Consider the following 18,071-nt stretch of genomic DNA (forward strand, 5'->3'; position numbering starts at 1 on the left):
TAGTTTTATGCCAAGCTTCATGAAATTCGTCAAAGTTGCTAAAGCCATGATTTTCATACAACTCTGTCAAAAAAATATTGAAGAGCATTTTTAAATGAGAGTTTGTCGGACTGGCGAATGGGATATCTTTAATATGTTTGACTTTTCCTAATACATCTTCAGATTCATTGCGTTTGTGTTGGCGACGGTTGATAATGGATAAAGTCAGAGTTTCTCCATGCTGAAAAAGAACGATCGCGGGAATCGGTAAAATTTTATTAATCTCGCGGATAATCCCGTCAAGTTGTTCTATAGTGTACGCACTCCTCCGCAGTGCGATCGCGAAAAACAAGTACGAAGTAAAAAAGGCACTCTCACCACTGCTAGTATCAAATTCGACAAACTGGTCATTATCTGCAATTTCTGTCCCGGTAAACTGGAAGAGAAAATCAACCGACAGCCATTCCTCTAAGAGAGCTTTTTGGGAGTTGAGCTTTTGATCTATGTCAAATTCGGCAATAAAATTCTCCGAACTATTAGGATAAAACGGAAGAGTTTTATCACTGCGGTATCCAAGAGTAAAGAACAAATTACGGGCGTTATCCGCTAGTTTTCCCTTTGCAAAACTACTTAAAGCTTGATTGATAGATGCTTTGGCTTGTTGTTCGCTGACGCTCATTTAATCACCAGCCAGGTAATCAGTTCAAAATCCGTTGTTGCTTTAACCTGATGCGCTTGCTCAACCAACACAGCACGGCGGCTAGACAGCAGATTGCCGATGCTCCGCTTCTTGTAAATATCTGCAATTGAATCAACGGCCAGCTTGAGCAAATCGTTATACAAACTCATATCAAATCCGTTATTAGTTTCTCGATCGAACAAATTGCACAACTCTTCATAGGGAACCGTACATCCCGCGCACAGCAACCGATATATTTCAAGTATTTGTTTGGGTTGAGCAAAACTCAATCGCACTTCCTTATTTTCGCGCACGTAAACTACAAAATATGGTTGCAGCGGGTTGACGGTTTTATTATCAAGAGAATCGCCTTTTTGTTTGAGGCAAAAAATTACGCCAGGAGCAATTATCGGGTACTCCGAGTTAGTTGGAACTACTGCATAAAGTCCTAAAGGAGCATCTTGGAGTAGTTTGCGGTTGCTCTCAATGTATTTGGCTAGTTCCATTCGGAAATCATCGAGAGTGAATTCCGTTAGGGCGACACTTTCGGTGAAATCTTCGATATCCAGCACCTCGTCTCTCAATCGCAGCAACTGCTTGTCGCGGTATTTCAAATCACTCTCAATTAGTTCTTGAATCTCCTTTACCTCCAGCAGATTATCTTCAAATGTACCAGCTATGTCCGCTAAAGCCATCCGTGCTTCTACTCGATTTTTCAGATTGATGTACTGATCCAGGTCCTCTGTCGGCCAAAAATTGATTAATTGTACGGTGTGATTGGGGCTACCAATGCGATCGCACCTACCGAACCGCTGGATAATTCGGACTGGGTTCCAGTGGATGTCGTAGTTAATCAGATAATCGCAATCTTGTAAATTTTGCCCTTCTGATATACAATCTGTGGCAATTAATAGGTCAATCTCGCCGTCTTGCCGCATAGATGGAATTTGGGCGCGTTTCTTGGCGAAAGGTGAAAAATTTGTCAGGACGTGATTGAACTCATTTTTGCCAAAGGTAGTCTGATTTTTCGCCGAACCACCAGTCACCAAAGCTAAGTTAATTTTCAAGTCTAATGTAGCCCACTCCCGCAATCCTTCGTAGAGATAGACTGCGGTATCTGCAAAGGCAGTAAAGACTAAAACCTTGCGATTTGGTTGACCATGCTTGTTAGTCGTAGGATGCTTGACTTTCTCGGCGATTAGTGATTTTAACTCAGCCAGCTTGGCATCGCGTTCAACAGAAATGCTTTGGGCAGAATTGTAGATTTGTTTAAGCTGTTTCTTGTCGTTTTTTAGGTCTTTTAACCAGGTTTCGACATCGAGGTGCAGCATTTTAACTTTTAGCTTGCCAACCTCCCACGCCGCTCGTAAATCCTCGTCTTCTTCTGCCTCAAACTCTAAATAGTTGAAATCAATTACCGCGTTTTCGTCTTGCCAATTCTTGAAGGATTCGAGTCGTTTTTGTAACTCGGATATTTTGTCAATAGTCCGCTGCATTGTGATAGCGAAGGAATTCACCGAGCTTTCCAGGCGTTTCAAAAAATTAACCTTTATCATGCCGATCAGAGAGCGTTCGCGATCGCTCTGTTTGAAGTTTTGCACTCTTTTATTTTCATAAGCCGAACGGTATGGCGGCAGGACATATTTTGAAGGGTTGAATAGGGAGAGTTGATATTTAGAAATTTCACTGTTAAGCTGTTCGTAGGACATGAACTCACCCTCTCGGTCAATCTCAGGAAATACCGAGATGGGTTTGAGCCGTTCTGGAAAGCCGCCTAATTGGGCGATCGCATCTTTGTAGTATTTTTGAATGTGTTTGCGCGATCGGGCGATCGTCAATTCGTCAAGCAGTTTGAAGAAAGCAGAACTTAGTTCTTCCAGGAGTTCGCTAGTTTTGCGATCGCGACTTTTCTTTGCCCACTTGGTAAATTTCCGCTGAGCATCAGCTAGTGTATCGCGCAGACTAACAATTCCCAGCGATTCCCTAAACGCAGCGTCGCTACCTTCTGTTATAAAATAAAGTTGATTCCGCAAATCCTTTAAATCATTGTTAACCGGAGTTGCTGATAAGAGTAGCACCTGAGTTTTGACACCGCTCTTGATAATATCATCCATCAGCCTTTCGTAACGGCTCTTTCTAATTAGATTGCCAGATTCGTCCCGTTTGCTCTTGATGTTGTTGCGGAAATTGTGCGATTCATCAATAACTACCAAGTCGTAGTTACCCCAATTAATCGTTGCTAAATTAATGTCCCCAGAGTAACCAGAGTCACGACTCAAGTCGGTGTGAGACAGGACTGTATAGTTGAAGCGGTCTTTAACCAAAGGATTGAGATCGCTATTGTTTTGTGCTAGATATACAGTCCAATTATCGCGGAGTTTTTTGGGACAAAGAACCAAAACTTTTTCATTGCGAAGTTCAAAATATTTAATCACCGCGAGAGCTTCAAATGTTTTACCTAAACCAACGCTGTCAGCAATAATACACCCGTTATATCGTCGGATTTTATTGATGGCTGCCTTAACTCCGTCTTTTTGAAATTCAAATAGAGATTTCCAGATTTCTGTATCAAATAGGTGTAGCTGTTCGCTGAGAATATCGCTTTTTTCTAGGTCATCGAGAAATGTCTCGAAGATATGAAACAGAGTTTTGTAGTAGATAAACTCAGGATAATTATTCTGGTAAAGTTGCTCTAGGTACAGCAGCACATCTTGTGTGACATCTTCGATTAGTTCGGCATCATTCCAGAGTTCATCAAACCAGGCTTTAAGGTCGCGGGTATCCCGTTTACTATCTACTTCTAAATTGAGTTCAATATTGTTGTTATTTTTACCTAATCCGAGTCCCCGCATGGTAAAATTAGAACTGCCCATAATAGCATTTTCAGTTCCGTTCTGAGCAATGTGATACATTTTGCCGTGCAGTAAATTAGATTGCTTGACCGACCGTATCTGGACTTTTTTCTCAATCCATTCTGCACATTCTTTCGCAACCCGTTTTTGCTGCAACCGATTCTGTAGCTGCAAGCCCTGATCCTCAATTTGGAACGCCTTTTTATCAGTTTTACTGGGGTCAAGGGACTTGATGAAGCGCGGTTCACCAAACAAAAATTTCAAGCTTTTAATACCTAGAAGTTGTTCCTTCAAAGCATCAAAGGCATAAATTGTAAAGTAAGCAGAAACAATGGATAGGGTTGAGTTTTCCTCGACCTTGGCTTTCAAAAAATTGCCCACATTTCCGCGATGACGGTTGTCTCTAATTGCCGACTTTGGGAGAGAAGAATCATGCTGTGACATAGCCTACCTTTATGCGGTTGTTGCATTAGGCTATATTCTACATCTTCCACGATTCTTAGGAACAGGCAAGATGCCTGTTCCACAACACATACTGATCTTGTACCACGATTCTCAAGAACAGGCAAGATGCCTGTTCCACAACACATACTGATCTTGTACCAATCATCCCCGCAAACGACCCGATCGCAAAATACTCACAATCAACCAAAAACCCAAAAAACTCGCCGCCCCAAACAAACCATTACTCAGAAAAGATAGCTGAGCAGTTTGCGCGTTAGAAGAGATAATTGCCGCTCCCATAATCAGCGAACCCACGACAATACTAAAAGAAAGTCGGTTGGCTGAATCCCCCAAAGTGCGACGCAGCGGGTCGAGTTCTTTTAGCGTCAAGTTCCACTTCAAAGTTTCGGAAGTAACTCGGTCTAAAAGCACTTCCACCTGTCGCGGAGATTGTAAAGATAAGCTTTTTAGATCCAAAGCAGTTCTCAGCAAAGCTTGCACCGGGTCTTCTCCTAATAACTGACGCCGAAACATATCGGTCATCAGCGGTTTGACCTGTTCTACAATATTAAATCTGGGATTAAAAGAACGCGCTACTCCTTCTAAATTAGCGAGAGTTTTTGCATACAAACCGAGATTACTGGGAAGCCTAATCTTATTTTTGCGAGTGATTTCCAGCACTTCATAAAAAATTTCCGACAAGTTCATTTGCGACAAGCTGACATTATAATACTTCCGCAGCATTCGAGCCAAATCGTTCTCTAGATTAGCTAAACTTGTAGGCTGAGCAAATTCTGCCATTTGCAATGTTAATTGAGCGCAGCGCTGAGCATCTAAATCGACAATTGACAGCAACATTTCTGTCAGATTCTGTTGGGTGCGCGGGTCTAATCTGCCGACCATGCCGCAGTCGAGCAAAGCTATCCGGCCGTCTTTGAGATAAAATAAGTTGCCTGGATGCGGGTCTGCGTGAAAGAAGCCGTCAATATATAACTGCTGGAAGAAAACGCGGCAAAGCAGGGTTGTAATTTCTTCGCGTTCGGCATTTATATCTCCTTTGTGGCGAATTCCTTGCAAATCGCCTGACAAAATTGGGACTCCGTTCAGCCACTCCATGACTAAGAGTTTTTTTGTAGTTAATTCCCAGTTAATTTCTGGGAGGACAACTTGTGTGGGATCAAACCAGCGACTTTTTGATAAATTGCGGCGCAGTTCGTCTGTGTAGCTGGCTTCTTGAATGAAGTCTAATTCTGCACGCAGGGCGATCGCAAATTCTTCTGCTAGGGCCACAATATCGTATTGTTGACCGAGGTCTGTCAGCATGACAAGTTCTGCTAAACCTCGGAGCACGGCGATGTCTTGTTCGATGACAATATCAATACCGGGGCGCTGAACTTTTAGGGCGACTTCGCGGCCGTCTTTTAAGGTAGCTTTGTGGGTTTGGGCGATCGAACCTGCGGCGATCGCCTGAGTGTTAAATTTGGAGAAGGTTTCTTCGATCGACTGTTTGAGTTCCTGGCGGACGATTGCTTCTACTTCCAACCATGATACGGGCGGCACTTCCGCTTGTAAAGAAGAGAGGGTTTCGATGTAAGCAGCGGGTAAAAGGTCGGGACGGGTACTCAACAATTGTCCCAATTTTACAAAAACTGGGCCTAATTCGACGAGGATGTTGCGGAGAACCGCTGGAGTTGGGAGACTGGGTGCGTCGGTTTTGCGGCCGGTGAGGAGACTTTTCATGTAGTCCCAACCGTTGCGGAAGACGACCTCTAGAATTTCTCCTTTGCGAGAAGTGTTTTGAACTAGGCTGAACACGTGGTGGCCTCCGGGTCGATCGGGTTTAAGGGCTATATAACTACTAGGATAGCGCTGTTAACCAAGCTGACCTTGGTCTTGAGGAATAACTTTGGTAGAAATAGCGGGAATGGGTGCAATTCCTGCTGGGGATAGCTGCGCCGCGCGTACTTTGGGGTGTGGGGGAGGGCGATGGCGTTCCGCCCCGCAAGCTACGGTTTTTGGCGGTGGCATTAATCCTCATGCTAATATTACAGTTAAACCAGACACGATCTTTTTATAATTAAAATTATTGAGTTGAAAAATTGTGTCAAAGACTTGAATTAGTAAGTTATTACAAGCCAAATTCTCAATGTGTTTCAAACCCAATAAAAAACATGATTGCCATCCAATCTCCTGCAACCTCGATCGAATTATCCATAGACTTAACTGACGAGCAATTTTTTCAGCTTTGTCAGAACAACCGCGATTATCAATTTGAACGTACAGTATCAGGGGAGTTAATTATTATGCCACCAACGGGCAGCGAAACTAGCAAGCGCAATATGGATCTATCGTATCAACTTCAAGCCTGGAGCAGGCAAAATAATCTAGGAGTTGCCTTTGACTCTTCTGGAGGTTTCACCCTCCGTAATGGTGCCGATCGCTCTCCTGATGCCTCTTGGGTCAAAAAAGAACGGTGGGATGCTTTAACACCGGAACAAAAAGACAGTTTTGCTCCTTTATGTCCCGATTTTGTAGTTGAGTTGCGCTCAAAGACTGATTCGTTGAAAAAGCTGCAAGATAAAATGCAAGAATATATAGATAACGGTGCGAGATTGGGTTGGTTAATTGACAGGCAAAATCGGCGGGTAGAAATTTATCGCCCCGGTCAAGATGTGGAAATTCTCCAAAATCCTGCCACTCTTTCAGGGGAAGATGTACTGCCGGGTTTTGTGTTGGATTTAGTAGAAATTATGTAATTCTAGAATTATAGATATCGAGTAAGGACACGGCAGTGCCGTGTCCCTACGGAATTAGTTACAGTAAATCTTTCAATTTCTCATCTTCTCCCAATACTTTAATCACCTGTTTTATCTCCTGCGTCCTGTCTTTTTTCACAATCAAAGTCACATTACCATCTCTGACAACGACGACATCTTCTAAACCGATGGTGACGATGACTTCATTCTCATCCGCTGCATAGAAAATAGCGTCTTTGGTATCAATTCCGATGTGTTTTGCTAACTCGACATTCGGCTTGTCTCCTTGCAACAAACGGGCGATCGCATTCCAGTCACCCAAATCGTCCCAACTAAAGCCTACAGGTAATACACAGGCTTTTTGCGTCTTCTCCATCAGCGCGTAATCGATGCTAATTTTCGGCAATTCCGAGTAAGCAGCAGCGCCTTTTGCTTCCAAAGCTGCCATCATTTCCGGCACATGATTTCGCAATTCTGTCAAGACAGTGCCAACTTTAAATACAAAGATTCCGCCATTCCAACTAAACTTGCCGCTGGCTACAAATTCCTCGGCGGTGGCGCGATCGGGCTTTTCTGTAAACCTAGCCACACGATAGGCCGGAAAACCGCCAAAACTGCCAATTTCCTCGCCTTGTTCGATGTAGCCGTAACCAGTAGAAGCATAACTCGGCTTGACTCCCAAAGTGGCGATCGCACTTTCCTTTGTCGCCAATTCAGCCGCCGCCTCCAAAGTCTTGACAAACTCCTCCGGTTCCCCAATCCAGTGATCCGCCGGGAAAAACCCGACAACCGCATCCTCACCGTAACGTTTCGCAATTTCGATCGCACTCCAAGCCACCGCCGGCGCAGTATCCCGGCCTTCCGGTTCCGCCAGCAAATTCTCAGGAGGTAGCAGCGGCAATTGTTCCCGCACTCCGTCGGCCAGCATTTCCGATGTTACTACCCACAAATCTTCCCAGCCGTTACCTAATGTTAATAGTCGATCGGCTGTAGCTTGCAGCAAACTCTTGCCGCTACCGTCGAGACTGAGAAACTGTTTGGGGCGCTGCTTGCGACTCAGCGGCCAAAAACGTTCGCCTTTACCGCCGGCCAGAATCACAGGAATTAAGGTTCTACTCATGGTTTAAAGTTTAAACAATTGATGTCTATATTTTAAATTCTACCTTCTATCTTCCACCTGTCACTTTGTCAATCCAATTAGCATAAAATGATACCCGCGTGTCGCCGGAAATTTCGCCAAAACTGCCATTATCGTCAATTTTATCAATATCGCCGATATTTGTTTTGAAAAATCCGCGATCGCTATAACCCCAAGAACTAATCCCCGCAATTTTCCCGTCCACAAACGAAGGCCCGCCCGAATCTCCGCTAGCCGTAGCTATTTCATTTTTCCCCAAACCGCGATCGGCTAATTTAGGAAAATGCCTCCCCAAACTATCGTGTTCGGCGGTTCCGTCATCAAAATCAAAAATTAACTGACTCCCCAAGACTAATTCAGACATATCAGATTCAGTAGAACTTTTGAATATTTCGCCTAGTGCATCGTAGCGGTTTTGACCTCCATATCGTTTCGCCTCAGAATTAGAATTCTCATTTTGTCCTTTATTACCCAGGCCGATATATCCATAGCCAATTTTTGTAAACACCTTGCCAATTTCATTTTTATTCCTGTTAATTTCGTACTGTTCCACAGTACGCGGTGCGGTTTTTTTAAGCTTTAAAATAGCAATATCGTTTCCGACTTCTGATTCGTAACCAGTCCATCCCGGATGGATATAATAGTTGCTAACAGGGATAGTAACTTGACCGCTGGGCAATTTAAAAGTTGCCGTTACAGCAGTTCCAGCAGGAACCTTGACCCCGCCTTCATTGAGGCAGTGGGCGGCCGTGAGTACGTACAATCCTCCGGTTAACACCGAACCCGTACACTGCACCGGTTCGAGGTAGGCGACACCTGTATATCGCTCTAAAGCTAGGGGTTTGCGGGAACTGCTATCGCCAAAAGCACTAATTATCGATCGCCCTGCTTCGGCTGCTTCTAAAACTAAAAGTACAGTCAAAACTGTCATTAATAATATTTTTATAATTTGCTTCATTTGATGCTGTTGATAATTCGTGAAAAAATTAGGATAGTTTGCGATCGCACTCCGACTCAAGAAACCGGGTTTTTGGCAGAATTACGGGCTGTAACCAATAATTTTGGTGAAAAAACCCGGTTTCTGGCTACCCGTTCGTCAGAGTCGAGAAACCGGGTTTTTGGCAGAATTCAGCCCTGCAACGATATATTTTGGTGAAAAACCGGGTTTCTGGCTACCCGTTCGTCCTATATAAAATTGCGTAAGTCCTGAATAGGCGATTAGCTATTAGGAATGAGAATTAAATAACTTACACAAGTTTGTGGGGTGTCCCGCCCGCTCTTTTTGGACGGGCGGGACGCCCATCCCACAATAACAATAAAAATTGTAACTTATTTAATTCGCGATCCTTAGCTATTTATTGGACAATTCGATGTTAAGTTCGTTCACGACACGGCGCTTGAGCGGGAGCGATTTTTCTCTAGGAAGCAAGTCGAATACTTTCCGAAAGGCATCATCTACCTTCTCAAAAGGTATTTGTCCTTTTTCATTAAAAACTACTTTTCCCGATTGGTCGAGGATGACAGTTTGAGGTACGAAACCTTCGTAATAATGACCGGGTTCGGTTATTTTTGGTGACGGTTGCGAAGGCAAAGAGTCAATGCTTATCGGCATAAAATCTGCTTCGCGGCCGTAAAATTCCTGGAGGTTTGAGACAACGATCGCGTATTGCTTGGAGTCGCTACTGTCGTCAGTGTAAAAAACTAACAATGCGGGTTTTTTGCGGTTGAAAGAATCTGTGAGCTTGACTTTAGGAGGAACGAGGGAACCGTTGCCGGCGTAGAGAGCGAAGATGGTGCCGTCGAAGCGATCGTCCGTGAGTGTTGCGAAGGCGGGCGGCTGACCGGTGAGCAGTATCAAGCTAAGTGCCAGCGTCACAGTTAACAGACTGGCTGAGAAGATTCTCCGCAGCGAGCTGATGCCAGAAGCAGCAGTAACAATTAATTTTTGGGATTCGGGAAATATCATAAGTTGTTGGCAGTTGCTGTAGGCTGGCGAAATCAGATGGAAAAACTTTCCTAATTGTATCAGCAACTGTATGCAAATGTTCCTGAGTAGGTTAGGGTAGTTTTGGATAGACTATGATAATTTGCTTGTTGTAGCGATCGCACGGTGATTCTACTGACTCCAGAACACCGTTTGCGATCGCATTTTCAGGAACTAGCTGGAAGTGCCAACCCGACAATAAATAAATTTATTGTGGCGCGGGCTTCTCGCTTCTGAGAAGGGTGCAAGATGTTAAATTCAACTGATGACTAGAAACTGACAACCGGGAATTCATAACTAATGATAGCTTTGCTTGATGCACTCCTCGCCCAAACGCCTGCTGCTGATGTTTCCGGGCCCGCTCCACTCAATCTAGTGCAGACGATTGTTTTAGGAATTGTACAAGGATTAACAGAGTTTTTACCTATCAGTAGCAGCGCTCATTTGAAGGTAGTGCCGATCGCCCTGGGATGGGGCGATCCGGGTGTTGCTTATACTGCTGTGATTCAGTTGGGCAGCATTGTGGCTGTGCTTTGGTATTTCTGGAAAGACTTGACAGCTATAACTTTTGGTGCAGTCAACGCTGTAATGCGGCGCGACTACGAATCACAGGAATTTAAAATGGCCTTGGGGATTGGTTTAGGAACAATACCTATACTCTTTTTTGGGCTGTTAATCAAGATATTGGTTCCAGATTTTGACAAGTCGCCATTGAGGAGTTTGGCCAGCATCGCCATTGCTTCGATCTTTATGTCGCTGCTGTTAGCAACAGCCGAAAAAATTGGCAAGCGATCTCGCACTTATGAAAAATTAACTGTTCAAGACGGTATTTTAATGGGATTAGCCCAAGCAATGGCGTTGATTCCAGGGTGTTCGCGATCGGGTTCCACCTTAACAGCAGGATTGTTCATGGGATTGGAAAGAGGCGCGGCTGCGCGGTTTTCTTTTTTATTGGGAATTCCGGCAATTACTTTGGTGGGATTAGTGGAATTGAAGGGTGTTTTAGGAGAAGGAATCGGCGACGCTGGAGTTGTGACTTTGGCAGTGGGAACGATTTCGGCGTTTGTATTTTCTTATTTGTCGATCGCCTGGCTGATGAAGTTCCTACAAACTCAGAATACGTGGGTGTTTGTGTGGTACCGGCTGGCCTTTGGCGTGGCGATTTTAACTGCTCTCGCAGGTGGTGTATTACAAAATCCACAAGGATAAGATAAATTTTGTAGGAGTGGCAAAAGTCACTCCTACTACACCCGCTAGTCATAAAAAATGACATAATTTAACTATGACCGCATATCACGAATCCATCATCGATCAGTTCACCCGTCAAGCTGTGCCATTCTCTAACTTGTACGGGCACACAAATCAAGAGTCTCTCGATTTACTGATGAAGATGGCAAGCGTATCTGACAATGATACAGTTCTAGATGTGGCTTGCGGCCCGGGTATTGTGGCGTGTGCTTTTGCGGCAGTTTCCAATCGCGTTACGGGCATCGATTTAACACCGGCAATGCTAGAACAAGCCCAGATTTTGGCAGAGCAAAAAAACTTGACTAATCTCTCGTGGCTGCAAGGCGATATCGAAACGCTACCGTTTCCCGATGATAGTTTTTCCATTGTGCTGAGTCGTTACGCTTTCCATCACTTCTTGCAGCCCGATGTTGTGCTGTCGGAGATGGTTCGGGTGTGTCGCGCGGGCGATCGCATTTTGATTGCTGATGTGGCAATGCCACCGGAAAAAGTGGATGCTTACAACTATATTGAGAAGCTGCGCGATCCATCTCATACTCGCGCCTTGACTCTGGAAGAGTTGCCGAAATTAGTCGCAGATGCGAATCTGCAAAATGTCAAATTAGCATTTTATAAAGTAGAATTGGAACTAGAACAGCAGTTAGCTGCTTCTTTCCCCAACCCCGGCGATGATGATAAGCTGCGACAACTTTTTAGAGAAGATATTGGTGTTGACAGTCTGGGGATTGGCGCGCATTTTCGAGGCGATGAAATTCATTATGCGGTTCCCATCGCTGCGATCGTTGGCGAAAAAGCAAAGTTATATAGCAATCCTAAATGATTTAAATCAATTTGTAGGGGTAGTGGATGGTGCGTGCCTACCCCATTGATTTTCTAAATATAATGTGCGTCGCCAGTAATAACTCTCGCTGCTACAACTATTAAGTCCAGGTACGTTGTTGCGCTTTAGCGCTCTTTCCAATATCCCAAAAAGAGCGCCCAAGCGCAACAACGTACCTGCTCAAAAATAAAATGCTAAGTCTTTAATTATAAGAGACGATTCCCTACGATCGCACCAGCAACTCCCCAAATCGAATACCTACTCTAGATACCAACCTCCCGGTTCAACCTCCAAATCCAGCATTGTTTTGAAATCAGCCAAATAGTTGAACATTTCCGAGTTCAAATAATTCTCTTCATTTTTGAGTCCGCCCTGCCACACCTTTTTATCGAAGGTTCCGACAACAAAATAGTCATTGCCGATCGCCTGCGGTGCGATTTTCTGCAAGCCTAATATCAATTCTGCCTCCAATTCATCTTGATGCGCCATAATTAACTCGCATTTCGAGCAGTAGCGACAGGTTTTTCCCTGTATGAGTGGGCCCAGGCCCTCAATCCAGATAAACAAAGCAAATTTCCGCAGATGTGTCAGTTTTTCACACTTCGGGCATTTGCTCAACCGGATATCGCTATACGGGTTCAGCATGAAGGAATATCGAGGTTTTAATTTGCCAATGTAAGTTTTAGACTTAGCCATCGCAGTAATCCCTGGAAAAATCAATGATTTAATGTTAGCAGCAAGACATTCGATCGGACATAATATGATGCAATCTTTGTTGCTTTTTGTATAGGCCCGATTGTCGATCGCGTTGCTCCTGATAAATACGATTTACTAGGAGGGTGGATTGCATTGCTGGGCGTTTTGGTGATTATGTACGCACCTCGCCGCTAGCAGCCGGAACCCGGGGAATCATACCATTTTCAATTATTGTAGAATGCAGCGGTATCGAAAAGTCGATCGCGCTCTGGACTTGTTCGCAAAGTCGATCGGCTAAAATTAAACTTGAACTCGGGCGCAGGAGTAGCTATGCAAAAAGTAGCAGTATTTGGCAACACCGGAGGCGGTAAATCCACTCTCAGCAAGAGATTATCGGACATCACTGGATTACCCCTTCACATCTTAGACAAGATTCAATATCGATCGGGCGGCGCTGAGGTTCCAAAGGAAGATTTTAAGCGCGCCCATCAAGAAATTTTGCAGACTGACAGATGGGTTATTGACGGGTTTGGTTGCATAGAAACCCTCTGGCTGCGACTTGATGAGGCGGATACCCTGGTTTTTATCGATCTACCGCTATACGTGCATTTCTGGTGGGTGACTAAAAGACTGATGTCGGGTTACTTTAAACCACCCGCAGGCTGGCCGGAAAACACCCCAATATTAAAGAGTTCGCTTACCAGTTACCGCGTGCTTTGGTTGTGCGACAAATATTTGAACCCAAAATATCGCGAATATATCGATCGGGCGCGAAGTACCAAAAGTGTTTATCACATCACATCGACTGAGCAGATTTCCCAATTTTTTGCATCAATTGAAAATGAGTTTAACTTTGAAGATGGTGCAGCAGCCTCACCAGCGGATTAAAATTATATCATCGTCGATCGAACTTTGGAATTATTGGCGAAGTTCCTCGATAGTTTGTGCTTTGAAAGTCACTACATAGGCATAGAAAGCTTTGCGATCGTCTCTGTAGGTGAGAATGTATCGCTTTAATTTGCGATCGCTCATTCCAGCATAATTGACGTTATTCATGGCTCAATATTCCCATCTATTTATAATATAGTATCAAGGGCGATCGCTCTGCGAAAATACTCCTCTTTCGTTCGATCGAAGGCAAATCGAGGGCGATCGTATCCTATTTTTCTCACCTCCTCACTCAGGCGGGCCAAAGCGATCGGGCAAGTCATCAAGAGTTAACCCACGCGATCGCAAAAAATTTGCCAAAGCTTTCATCTGGGCAATTGTGAATGTCGGCACGTTATCTCCGGCTTCCCAGCGACTCACAGTGCGTACCGATGTCCCAATTTGCCGAGCAAATTCTTCTTGGGACATTCCTAACTCATCTCTCAGTTTTTTCAGCAGTGATTCGCCAGCTTCTTCTTGAGGTTGTCTTCGCTTAATCATTACAAAATGTGACATTGTGTCTAGACCGCTTGACAAAACAATTTTGTCCAGACACTATGTCTATATAGACAGCAAAAGGGCAGAGTACGGGAAATCAGCCCTGCCTTTCTAGTGTCTCATTTTGCTCGCAATCTATGACAGAACAACGATGAACTACAAACAACAACTTTACCCGTGGGTGATTTACCGTCACCTGCCCAACCTGCAACGCCTGACAGTTGCGCGTTTTCGCCGCCGAAACGACGCCGAGGAACACTTGCGGATTATCAAAAGATTGCTGCCGCAAGTGGAGTTTGCGATCGCCTTTGAGGTGAATTCGCAGCAGCCAACAAATTGTGCAAGATAGTATAAGAGCGATCGCACTTTGGGAATAAAAGGGCGATCGCATTTCCCAGAATTGTAAATTGAGATATAATAGAGAGCAAGCAAAAACTCTTACAACCAAGTCTATGTTTACTTATAGCAAGGTACTGAATCAAGTTAAAAGCCTCACGCTTGCAGACCAACTGCGGTTATTAGAAGACTTGAAAAAAATGATTCAGTTACGAGAAGAAGTTGCAGAAGATGATGAAGTGATTTCAGCAGAAGAAATAGCAGAGAGTGAAGCTGCTTGGCAAGATTATAAAGCTGGTCGCGATCGGGGGATATCCTCCCAAGAACTCAAATTGAAGCTGTTGGTAGAAAAAATTGCAGCAAGTAATGTCTTTGAGGATATTAGCGATCCGGTGGAATGGCAGCGAGAGTTGCGTCAAGATCGTCCACTTCCTGGTAGGGATGAATAATATCGCACTTTGGAAAGATAAAGGCGATCGCACTTCCTTCGATCCTAAATTGCTATAATGACAATCAGCCCAAAAATATCAACATAAAGCCTATGTCTACTTATAGCGAGGTACTGAGTCAGGCTCAAAGTCTCACTCCTGACGAGCAACAGCAGCTTTTAGAAGTATTGTCAGCATTGATGCGCGATCGCCTAACAACCCATATTCAGGGTAGCAGTGAAAGATTGTCCAGGAAAAATTTAAAGAGATGGCGCGGTTTTTTGCCGTATCGTGTGGATGCTTTGGAATTCCAGTTGCAACTTAGAGCAGAATGGGATGAGTAAGAGAGGAAAGAAAAGGGGCGAGGCAGTCATCAAGAGCTATAATAATAAAAATAAAGAATAGTTGATATTAGCTATGCAGCGAATATTTGAGGCTATATTGAAGGGAAACCTTTTAGAATGGGCTAATGAGGTTCCAAAACAGGGCGATGAGCCTGTCAAAGTTTACGTTACTTTGCAAGAAGAGCGATCGACTTTAAGTGCTGAGTTTCCCCGTCAGAGAATAGTTGAAATATTGGAAATAATAGCAGCAAGTAATGTCTTTGCTGATATTAGCGATCCGATGGAATGGCAGCGAGAGTTGCGTCAAGATCGTCCACTTCCCTGGTAGGGATGAATAATATCGCACTTTTGGGAAAAAATGGCGATCGGCTCGCTGGTGAAAAGAGACAAGTTGCGATCGCCTACTTGATGACTTAAAATAGAAGAGACATAGAGCTGCGTGGTCAAAATGGACAGAATCTCCGTCAACCCTCAAATTCACTTCGGTAAGCCTTGCATAGTGGGTACGCGCATTACTGTACAGAGCGTTCTCGAATTACTAAATGAAGGGCTTTCTTTTGGAGAAATTATCCAAGATTACTATCCAGATTTGGAAATGGATGATATTCGGGCGTGTTTGCGTTATGCGATCGCACTGGTGGCGGCGGAAGATGTGCATTTGGCATTAGCTTAAATTATGAAATTTCTGATAGACTAAGATGTGTACGCTGTCACCACAAAGTTTTTGATTGATGCAGGACATGATGTAATTGTGGTCGCTCAAATGGGTCTAGCGCAAGCAAGTGATGAAGAAATACTGAGAGTAGCCCAAACAGAAAATCGCATCCTGGTTACGCGAGACAGAGATTACGGAATTCTTGTTTTTGTGAGGGCGATCGGAACAGGTGTAATTTACCTTCGAGTCTTACCTAAAATGGTGAATGAAGTTCACAAGGAACTAGCAGGAGTTATAGAAAATTACTCTGAAGTAGAACTAAAAGGGTCATTTGTCGTTGTAGAACCTGATGGACATCGGTTCAGAAAACCTCTGAGATAGGGAGTTAATTAGTTTGGTCTTGGAATAAAAGGGCGATCTAACTTTGGTGAATTTCAGACTATCTGGTATAATTAAACAGGTAGCTCTAATAATTTTCAACAGCTATGAACTATGAAAACTCAAGAACTTCGCCAGAACCTTAAGCAATCGATAGATAGCTTATCTCCTGAACGGCTGCTCGTTGTGGCTGATTTTTTAGCTTATTTAGCAGAACGTGAAAGCAATGAAGCTACGATAGAATTATTGAAAATTCCCGGTTTTATAGAAGCATTTAATAAAGCCCAAAAGGATGTAGCAGCAGGTAAGGTGACGACCGTTGAGCAACTCAAACGAAAATACTGATGAAAATCTGAATTTTTATTCAGTGGTTCTTAGCTTTGATGCTCAGGAGTTTTTTGAAGAAGCATCAGCTTCTTTACAACGCAAGCTAGATCGATGTTTTGAAATGTTGAAAACTGACCCTCGCAGTCATCCAAATATTAAGCAACTCAAAGGCGACTTAGCTGGATACTATCGCTATCGCGTTGGAGATTATCGGGTTGTTTATGACATTGATGAGGAGCAAAAGCGGGTGGTTGTGACTGTTATTGCTCATCGTCGTGAAGTGTATTAGGGCGCAATGCAGGGAAGATAAGGGCGATTTCCTACGGGATAGCTGCGATCGCGCGCAGTCCCCTCGATCCTAAATTGCTATAATGACAATCAGCCCAAAAATCTTAATGCAGAGTCTATGTCTACTTACAGCACGGTACTGAATCAGGTTCTCAAACTTGCACCAGATGAGCAAATGCGACTCATCTCTGAATTGTTTACACATATTCGTCAACGGGTGATTCTATCACCCAAGCGCAGTATTTTAGAATTATCAGGTTTGGGTAAGGAAATTTGGCATGGGATTGATGCTCAAGAATATGTCGATCGGGAACGAAATTCATGAAATGGATAGCTCAGTTACAGAGACAACTGTACTAAAGTTGCTATTATTTATTGATAATCCCACAGACTAGGAGATTAAGATGCAAGTCAAAGATATGACAGTTGAGCAACTGCGGGACTTGATTCGACATACCGTTGAACAGTGTTTAGAAGAATATTTGGGCGATGCTGATGCAGGTTTAGAAGTTAAGGAAGAAGTTAAGCTGAAATTGTTAGAGTCAATGAAGCGTAAACAATCAGGAGAAAACAGTCTTGAACCTGTGGAAGTTCATCAAAAACTCGGCATGAAGGCGTAATGAGCTATTCGGTGCTATAATAACAATCAGCCAAAAAATCTCAACATAAAGCCTATGTCTACTTATAGCGAGGTTCTGAGTCAGGCTCAAAGTCTCACTCCTGACGAGCAACAGCAACTTTTAGAAGTATTATCAGCATTGATGCGCGATCGGGTAACAACCCAAACTCAGAGTAAACGATCAGAAATTGATGCAGCACTGATTGAAATGGCACAAGATCCAGAGTATCAAGCTCAAGTGCTACAGATGGAGGCTGAGTTTGCCGTAGCGAGTTGGGAAGCGTTGCAATTGGGAGAATCTCCTGTATGAACCGGGGAGAAGTCTATGATGCTAGACTTGAACCTGTTGAGGGTTCTGAACAAGGAGGAACCCGTCCTGTGATCATCGTTAGTCGAGCTACAATCAATACATATAGCCCTGTAGTTTTGGCTATTCCCTGCACTACTTATCAAACTGGTAAACGAGTTTATCCCACTCAGGTATTAATTAAAGCTCCCGACGGTGGATTAACCAACGATTCTATCGCTATGGCAGATCAAGTACGGGTATTATCTAAATCTCGTTTATTGAGTTTACGAGGAATGCTTAGTGATGAAGCAATACTTCTGCTGAATCAAGCTTTATTAATTGCGTTGGATTTGCCTGGTCAAGTTTAATTGCATTTGAGGAAGATA

At 43.8% G+C, this 18,071-nt stretch carries 26 protein-coding genes; 17 read left to right on the top strand and 9 right to left on the bottom strand.

The genetic code is table 11. The features are described 5' to 3' along the window. Positions 1 to 654: 654 nt before the first annotated feature. The 3 genes from JGK07_RS06775 to JGK07_RS06785 form a co-directional block, all read right to left on the bottom strand. Positions 655 to 3,954, bottom strand: a complete 3,300-nt coding sequence (locus tag JGK07_RS06775) for a helicase-related protein (protein WP_293176726.1) — start codon at positions 3,952 to 3,954, stop codon at positions 655 to 657. Positions 3,955 to 4,116: 162 nt separating this feature from the next. Next, complete coding sequence (locus JGK07_RS06780) at positions 4,117 to 5,769, bottom strand: AarF/ABC1/UbiB kinase family protein (protein WP_293176724.1); 1,653 nt, start codon at positions 5,767 to 5,769, stop codon at positions 4,117 to 4,119. A 57-nt stretch (positions 5,770 to 5,826) separates the two neighbouring features. After that, the gene (locus JGK07_RS06785) at positions 5,827 to 5,982 is read right to left on the bottom strand and encodes a hypothetical protein (RefSeq protein ID WP_293176722.1); all 156 of its coding nucleotides are present in this window, start codon (positions 5,980 to 5,982) and stop codon (positions 5,827 to 5,829) included. Between the two features lie 143 nt (positions 5,983 to 6,125). Between JGK07_RS06785 and JGK07_RS06790 the strand changes: the two genes are divergently transcribed. Beyond that, positions 6,126 to 6,710 carry a Uma2 family endonuclease gene (locus JGK07_RS06790; RefSeq protein ID WP_293176720.1) on the top strand — a complete coding sequence of 195 codons (585 nt, stop codon included), beginning with the start codon at positions 6,126 to 6,128 and terminating at the stop codon, positions 6,708 to 6,710. Positions 6,711 to 6,768: 58 nt separating this feature from the next. On the opposite strand, the gene JGK07_RS06795 is transcribed toward JGK07_RS06790, so the two are convergent. From JGK07_RS06795 to JGK07_RS06805, 3 genes are all read right to left on the bottom strand, one after another. Further along, positions 6,769 to 7,830 (bottom strand): mannose-1-phosphate guanylyltransferase, encoded by a 1,062-nt coding sequence (locus tag JGK07_RS06795; RefSeq protein WP_293176718.1) that lies wholly within the window; start codon positions 7,828 to 7,830, stop codon positions 6,769 to 6,771. 46 nt (positions 7,831 to 7,876) lie between these two features. Continuing rightward, complete coding sequence (locus tag JGK07_RS06800; protein WP_293176716.1) at positions 7,877 to 8,806, bottom strand: trypsin-like serine protease; 930 nt, start codon at positions 8,804 to 8,806, stop codon at positions 7,877 to 7,879. Positions 8,807 to 9,199: 393 nt separating this feature from the next. Further along, on the bottom strand, positions 9,200 to 9,814 hold the full coding sequence (locus tag JGK07_RS06805; protein WP_293196774.1) for a thylakoid membrane photosystem I accumulation factor: 615 nt from the start codon (positions 9,812 to 9,814) through the stop codon (positions 9,200 to 9,202). 318 nt (positions 9,815 to 10,132) lie between these two features. Between JGK07_RS06805 and JGK07_RS06810 the strand changes: the two genes are divergently transcribed. Together JGK07_RS06810 and JGK07_RS06815 are read left to right on the top strand one after the other, a co-directional pair. Then, positions 10,133 to 11,041 carry an undecaprenyl-diphosphate phosphatase gene (locus JGK07_RS06810; RefSeq protein WP_293196775.1) on the top strand — a complete coding sequence of 303 codons (909 nt, stop codon included), beginning with the start codon at positions 10,133 to 10,135 and terminating at the stop codon, positions 11,039 to 11,041. Between the two features lie 73 nt (positions 11,042 to 11,114). Beyond that, complete coding sequence (locus tag JGK07_RS06815; protein WP_293196776.1) at positions 11,115 to 11,900, top strand: methyltransferase domain-containing protein; 786 nt, start codon at positions 11,115 to 11,117, stop codon at positions 11,898 to 11,900. Positions 11,901 to 12,158: 258 nt separating this feature from the next. Here JGK07_RS06815 and JGK07_RS06820 read toward each other — a convergent pair whose 3' ends face one another. Then, positions 12,159 to 12,389 carry a hypothetical protein gene (locus JGK07_RS06820; RefSeq protein ID WP_293196777.1) on the bottom strand — a complete coding sequence of 77 codons (231 nt, stop codon included), beginning with the start codon at positions 12,387 to 12,389 and terminating at the stop codon, positions 12,159 to 12,161. Between the two features lie 279 nt (positions 12,390 to 12,668). Here JGK07_RS06820 and JGK07_RS06825 point away from each other — a divergent pair, with 279 nt between their 5' ends. Continuing rightward, positions 12,669 to 12,791, top strand: coding sequence for a hypothetical protein (locus tag JGK07_RS06825; protein WP_293196790.1), 123 nt, complete (start codon positions 12,669 to 12,671; stop codon positions 12,789 to 12,791). Between the two features lie 135 nt (positions 12,792 to 12,926). After that, positions 12,927 to 13,484: an adenylate kinase gene (locus JGK07_RS06830; protein WP_293176708.1), complete on the top strand. Its 558-nt coding sequence runs from the start codon at positions 12,927 to 12,929 to the stop codon at positions 13,482 to 13,484. 30 nt (positions 13,485 to 13,514) lie between these two features. Here the strand turns inward: JGK07_RS06830 and JGK07_RS06835 are convergent, their stop codons facing one another. Next, positions 13,515 to 13,652, bottom strand: coding sequence for a hypothetical protein (locus JGK07_RS06835; RefSeq protein WP_293176706.1), 138 nt, complete (start codon positions 13,650 to 13,652; stop codon positions 13,515 to 13,517). A gap of 120 nt (positions 13,653 to 13,772) precedes the next feature. Then, positions 13,773 to 14,024: a helix-turn-helix transcriptional regulator gene (locus tag JGK07_RS06840; RefSeq protein WP_293176704.1), complete on the bottom strand. Its 252-nt coding sequence runs from the start codon at positions 14,022 to 14,024 to the stop codon at positions 13,773 to 13,775. Between the two features lie 148 nt (positions 14,025 to 14,172). On the opposite strand from JGK07_RS06840, the gene JGK07_RS06845 reads away from it, so the two are divergent. The 12 genes from JGK07_RS06845 (at position 14,173) to JGK07_RS06900 (ending at position 18,053) form a co-directional block, all read left to right on the top strand. Then, positions 14,173 to 14,370: a hypothetical protein gene (locus JGK07_RS06845; RefSeq protein ID WP_293176702.1), complete on the top strand. Its 198-nt coding sequence runs from the start codon at positions 14,173 to 14,175 to the stop codon at positions 14,368 to 14,370. A gap of 103 nt (positions 14,371 to 14,473) precedes the next feature. Then, positions 14,474 to 14,806, top strand: coding sequence for a hypothetical protein (locus JGK07_RS06850; RefSeq protein WP_293176700.1), 333 nt, complete (start codon positions 14,474 to 14,476; stop codon positions 14,804 to 14,806). Positions 14,807 to 14,898: 92 nt separating this feature from the next. Continuing rightward, positions 14,899 to 15,129 carry a hypothetical protein gene (locus JGK07_RS06855; protein ID WP_293189130.1) on the top strand — a complete coding sequence of 77 codons (231 nt, stop codon included), beginning with the start codon at positions 14,899 to 14,901 and terminating at the stop codon, positions 15,127 to 15,129. Positions 15,130 to 15,202: 73 nt separating this feature from the next. Then, a complete protein-coding gene (locus JGK07_RS06860; protein ID WP_293189132.1) occupies positions 15,203 to 15,457 on the top strand; it encodes a hypothetical protein in 255 nt (84 codons plus the stop codon). A gap of 120 nt (positions 15,458 to 15,577) precedes the next feature. Continuing rightward, the gene (locus tag JGK07_RS06865) at positions 15,578 to 15,802 is read left to right on the top strand and encodes a DUF433 domain-containing protein (protein WP_293189134.1); all 225 of its coding nucleotides are present in this window, start codon (positions 15,578 to 15,580) and stop codon (positions 15,800 to 15,802) included. Positions 15,803 to 15,829: 27 nt separating this feature from the next. After that, the gene (locus JGK07_RS06870; protein ID WP_293189136.1) at positions 15,830 to 16,165 is read left to right on the top strand and encodes a DUF5615 family PIN-like protein; all 336 of its coding nucleotides are present in this window, start codon (positions 15,830 to 15,832) and stop codon (positions 16,163 to 16,165) included. Positions 16,166 to 16,276: 111 nt separating this feature from the next. Then, a complete protein-coding gene (locus tag JGK07_RS06875) occupies positions 16,277 to 16,507 on the top strand; it encodes a hypothetical protein (RefSeq protein WP_293189138.1) in 231 nt (76 codons plus the stop codon). Further along, positions 16,482 to 16,778 (top strand): type II toxin-antitoxin system RelE/ParE family toxin, encoded by a 297-nt coding sequence (locus JGK07_RS06880; RefSeq protein WP_293189140.1) that lies wholly within the window; start codon positions 16,482 to 16,484, stop codon positions 16,776 to 16,778. Before JGK07_RS06875 ends, JGK07_RS06880 begins: the two co-directional genes overlap by 26 nt. A 117-nt stretch (positions 16,779 to 16,895) precedes the next feature. Further along, a complete protein-coding gene (locus tag JGK07_RS06885) occupies positions 16,896 to 17,102 on the top strand; it encodes a hypothetical protein (protein ID WP_293176690.1) in 207 nt (68 codons plus the stop codon). 79 nt (positions 17,103 to 17,181) lie between these two features. Further along, a complete protein-coding gene (locus JGK07_RS06890) occupies positions 17,182 to 17,397 on the top strand; it encodes a hypothetical protein (protein WP_293189142.1) in 216 nt (71 codons plus the stop codon). Positions 17,398 to 17,451: 54 nt separating this feature from the next. Continuing rightward, entirely contained in the window at positions 17,452 to 17,706 is a 255-nt protein-coding gene (locus tag JGK07_RS06895) for a CopG family transcriptional regulator (RefSeq protein ID WP_293189144.1), read from the top strand. Further along, positions 17,703 to 18,053, top strand: coding sequence for a type II toxin-antitoxin system PemK/MazF family toxin (locus JGK07_RS06900; RefSeq protein ID WP_190739752.1), 351 nt, complete (start codon positions 17,703 to 17,705; stop codon positions 18,051 to 18,053). Before JGK07_RS06895 ends, JGK07_RS06900 begins: the two co-directional genes overlap by 4 nt. The last annotated feature ends 18 nt before the right edge of the window (positions 18,054 to 18,071 follow it).

This window comes from Microcoleus sp. PH2017_24_DOB_U_A (assembly GCF_020738205.1).
Taxonomy (GTDB): domain Bacteria; phylum Cyanobacteriota; class Cyanobacteriia; order Cyanobacteriales; family Microcoleaceae; genus Microcoleus.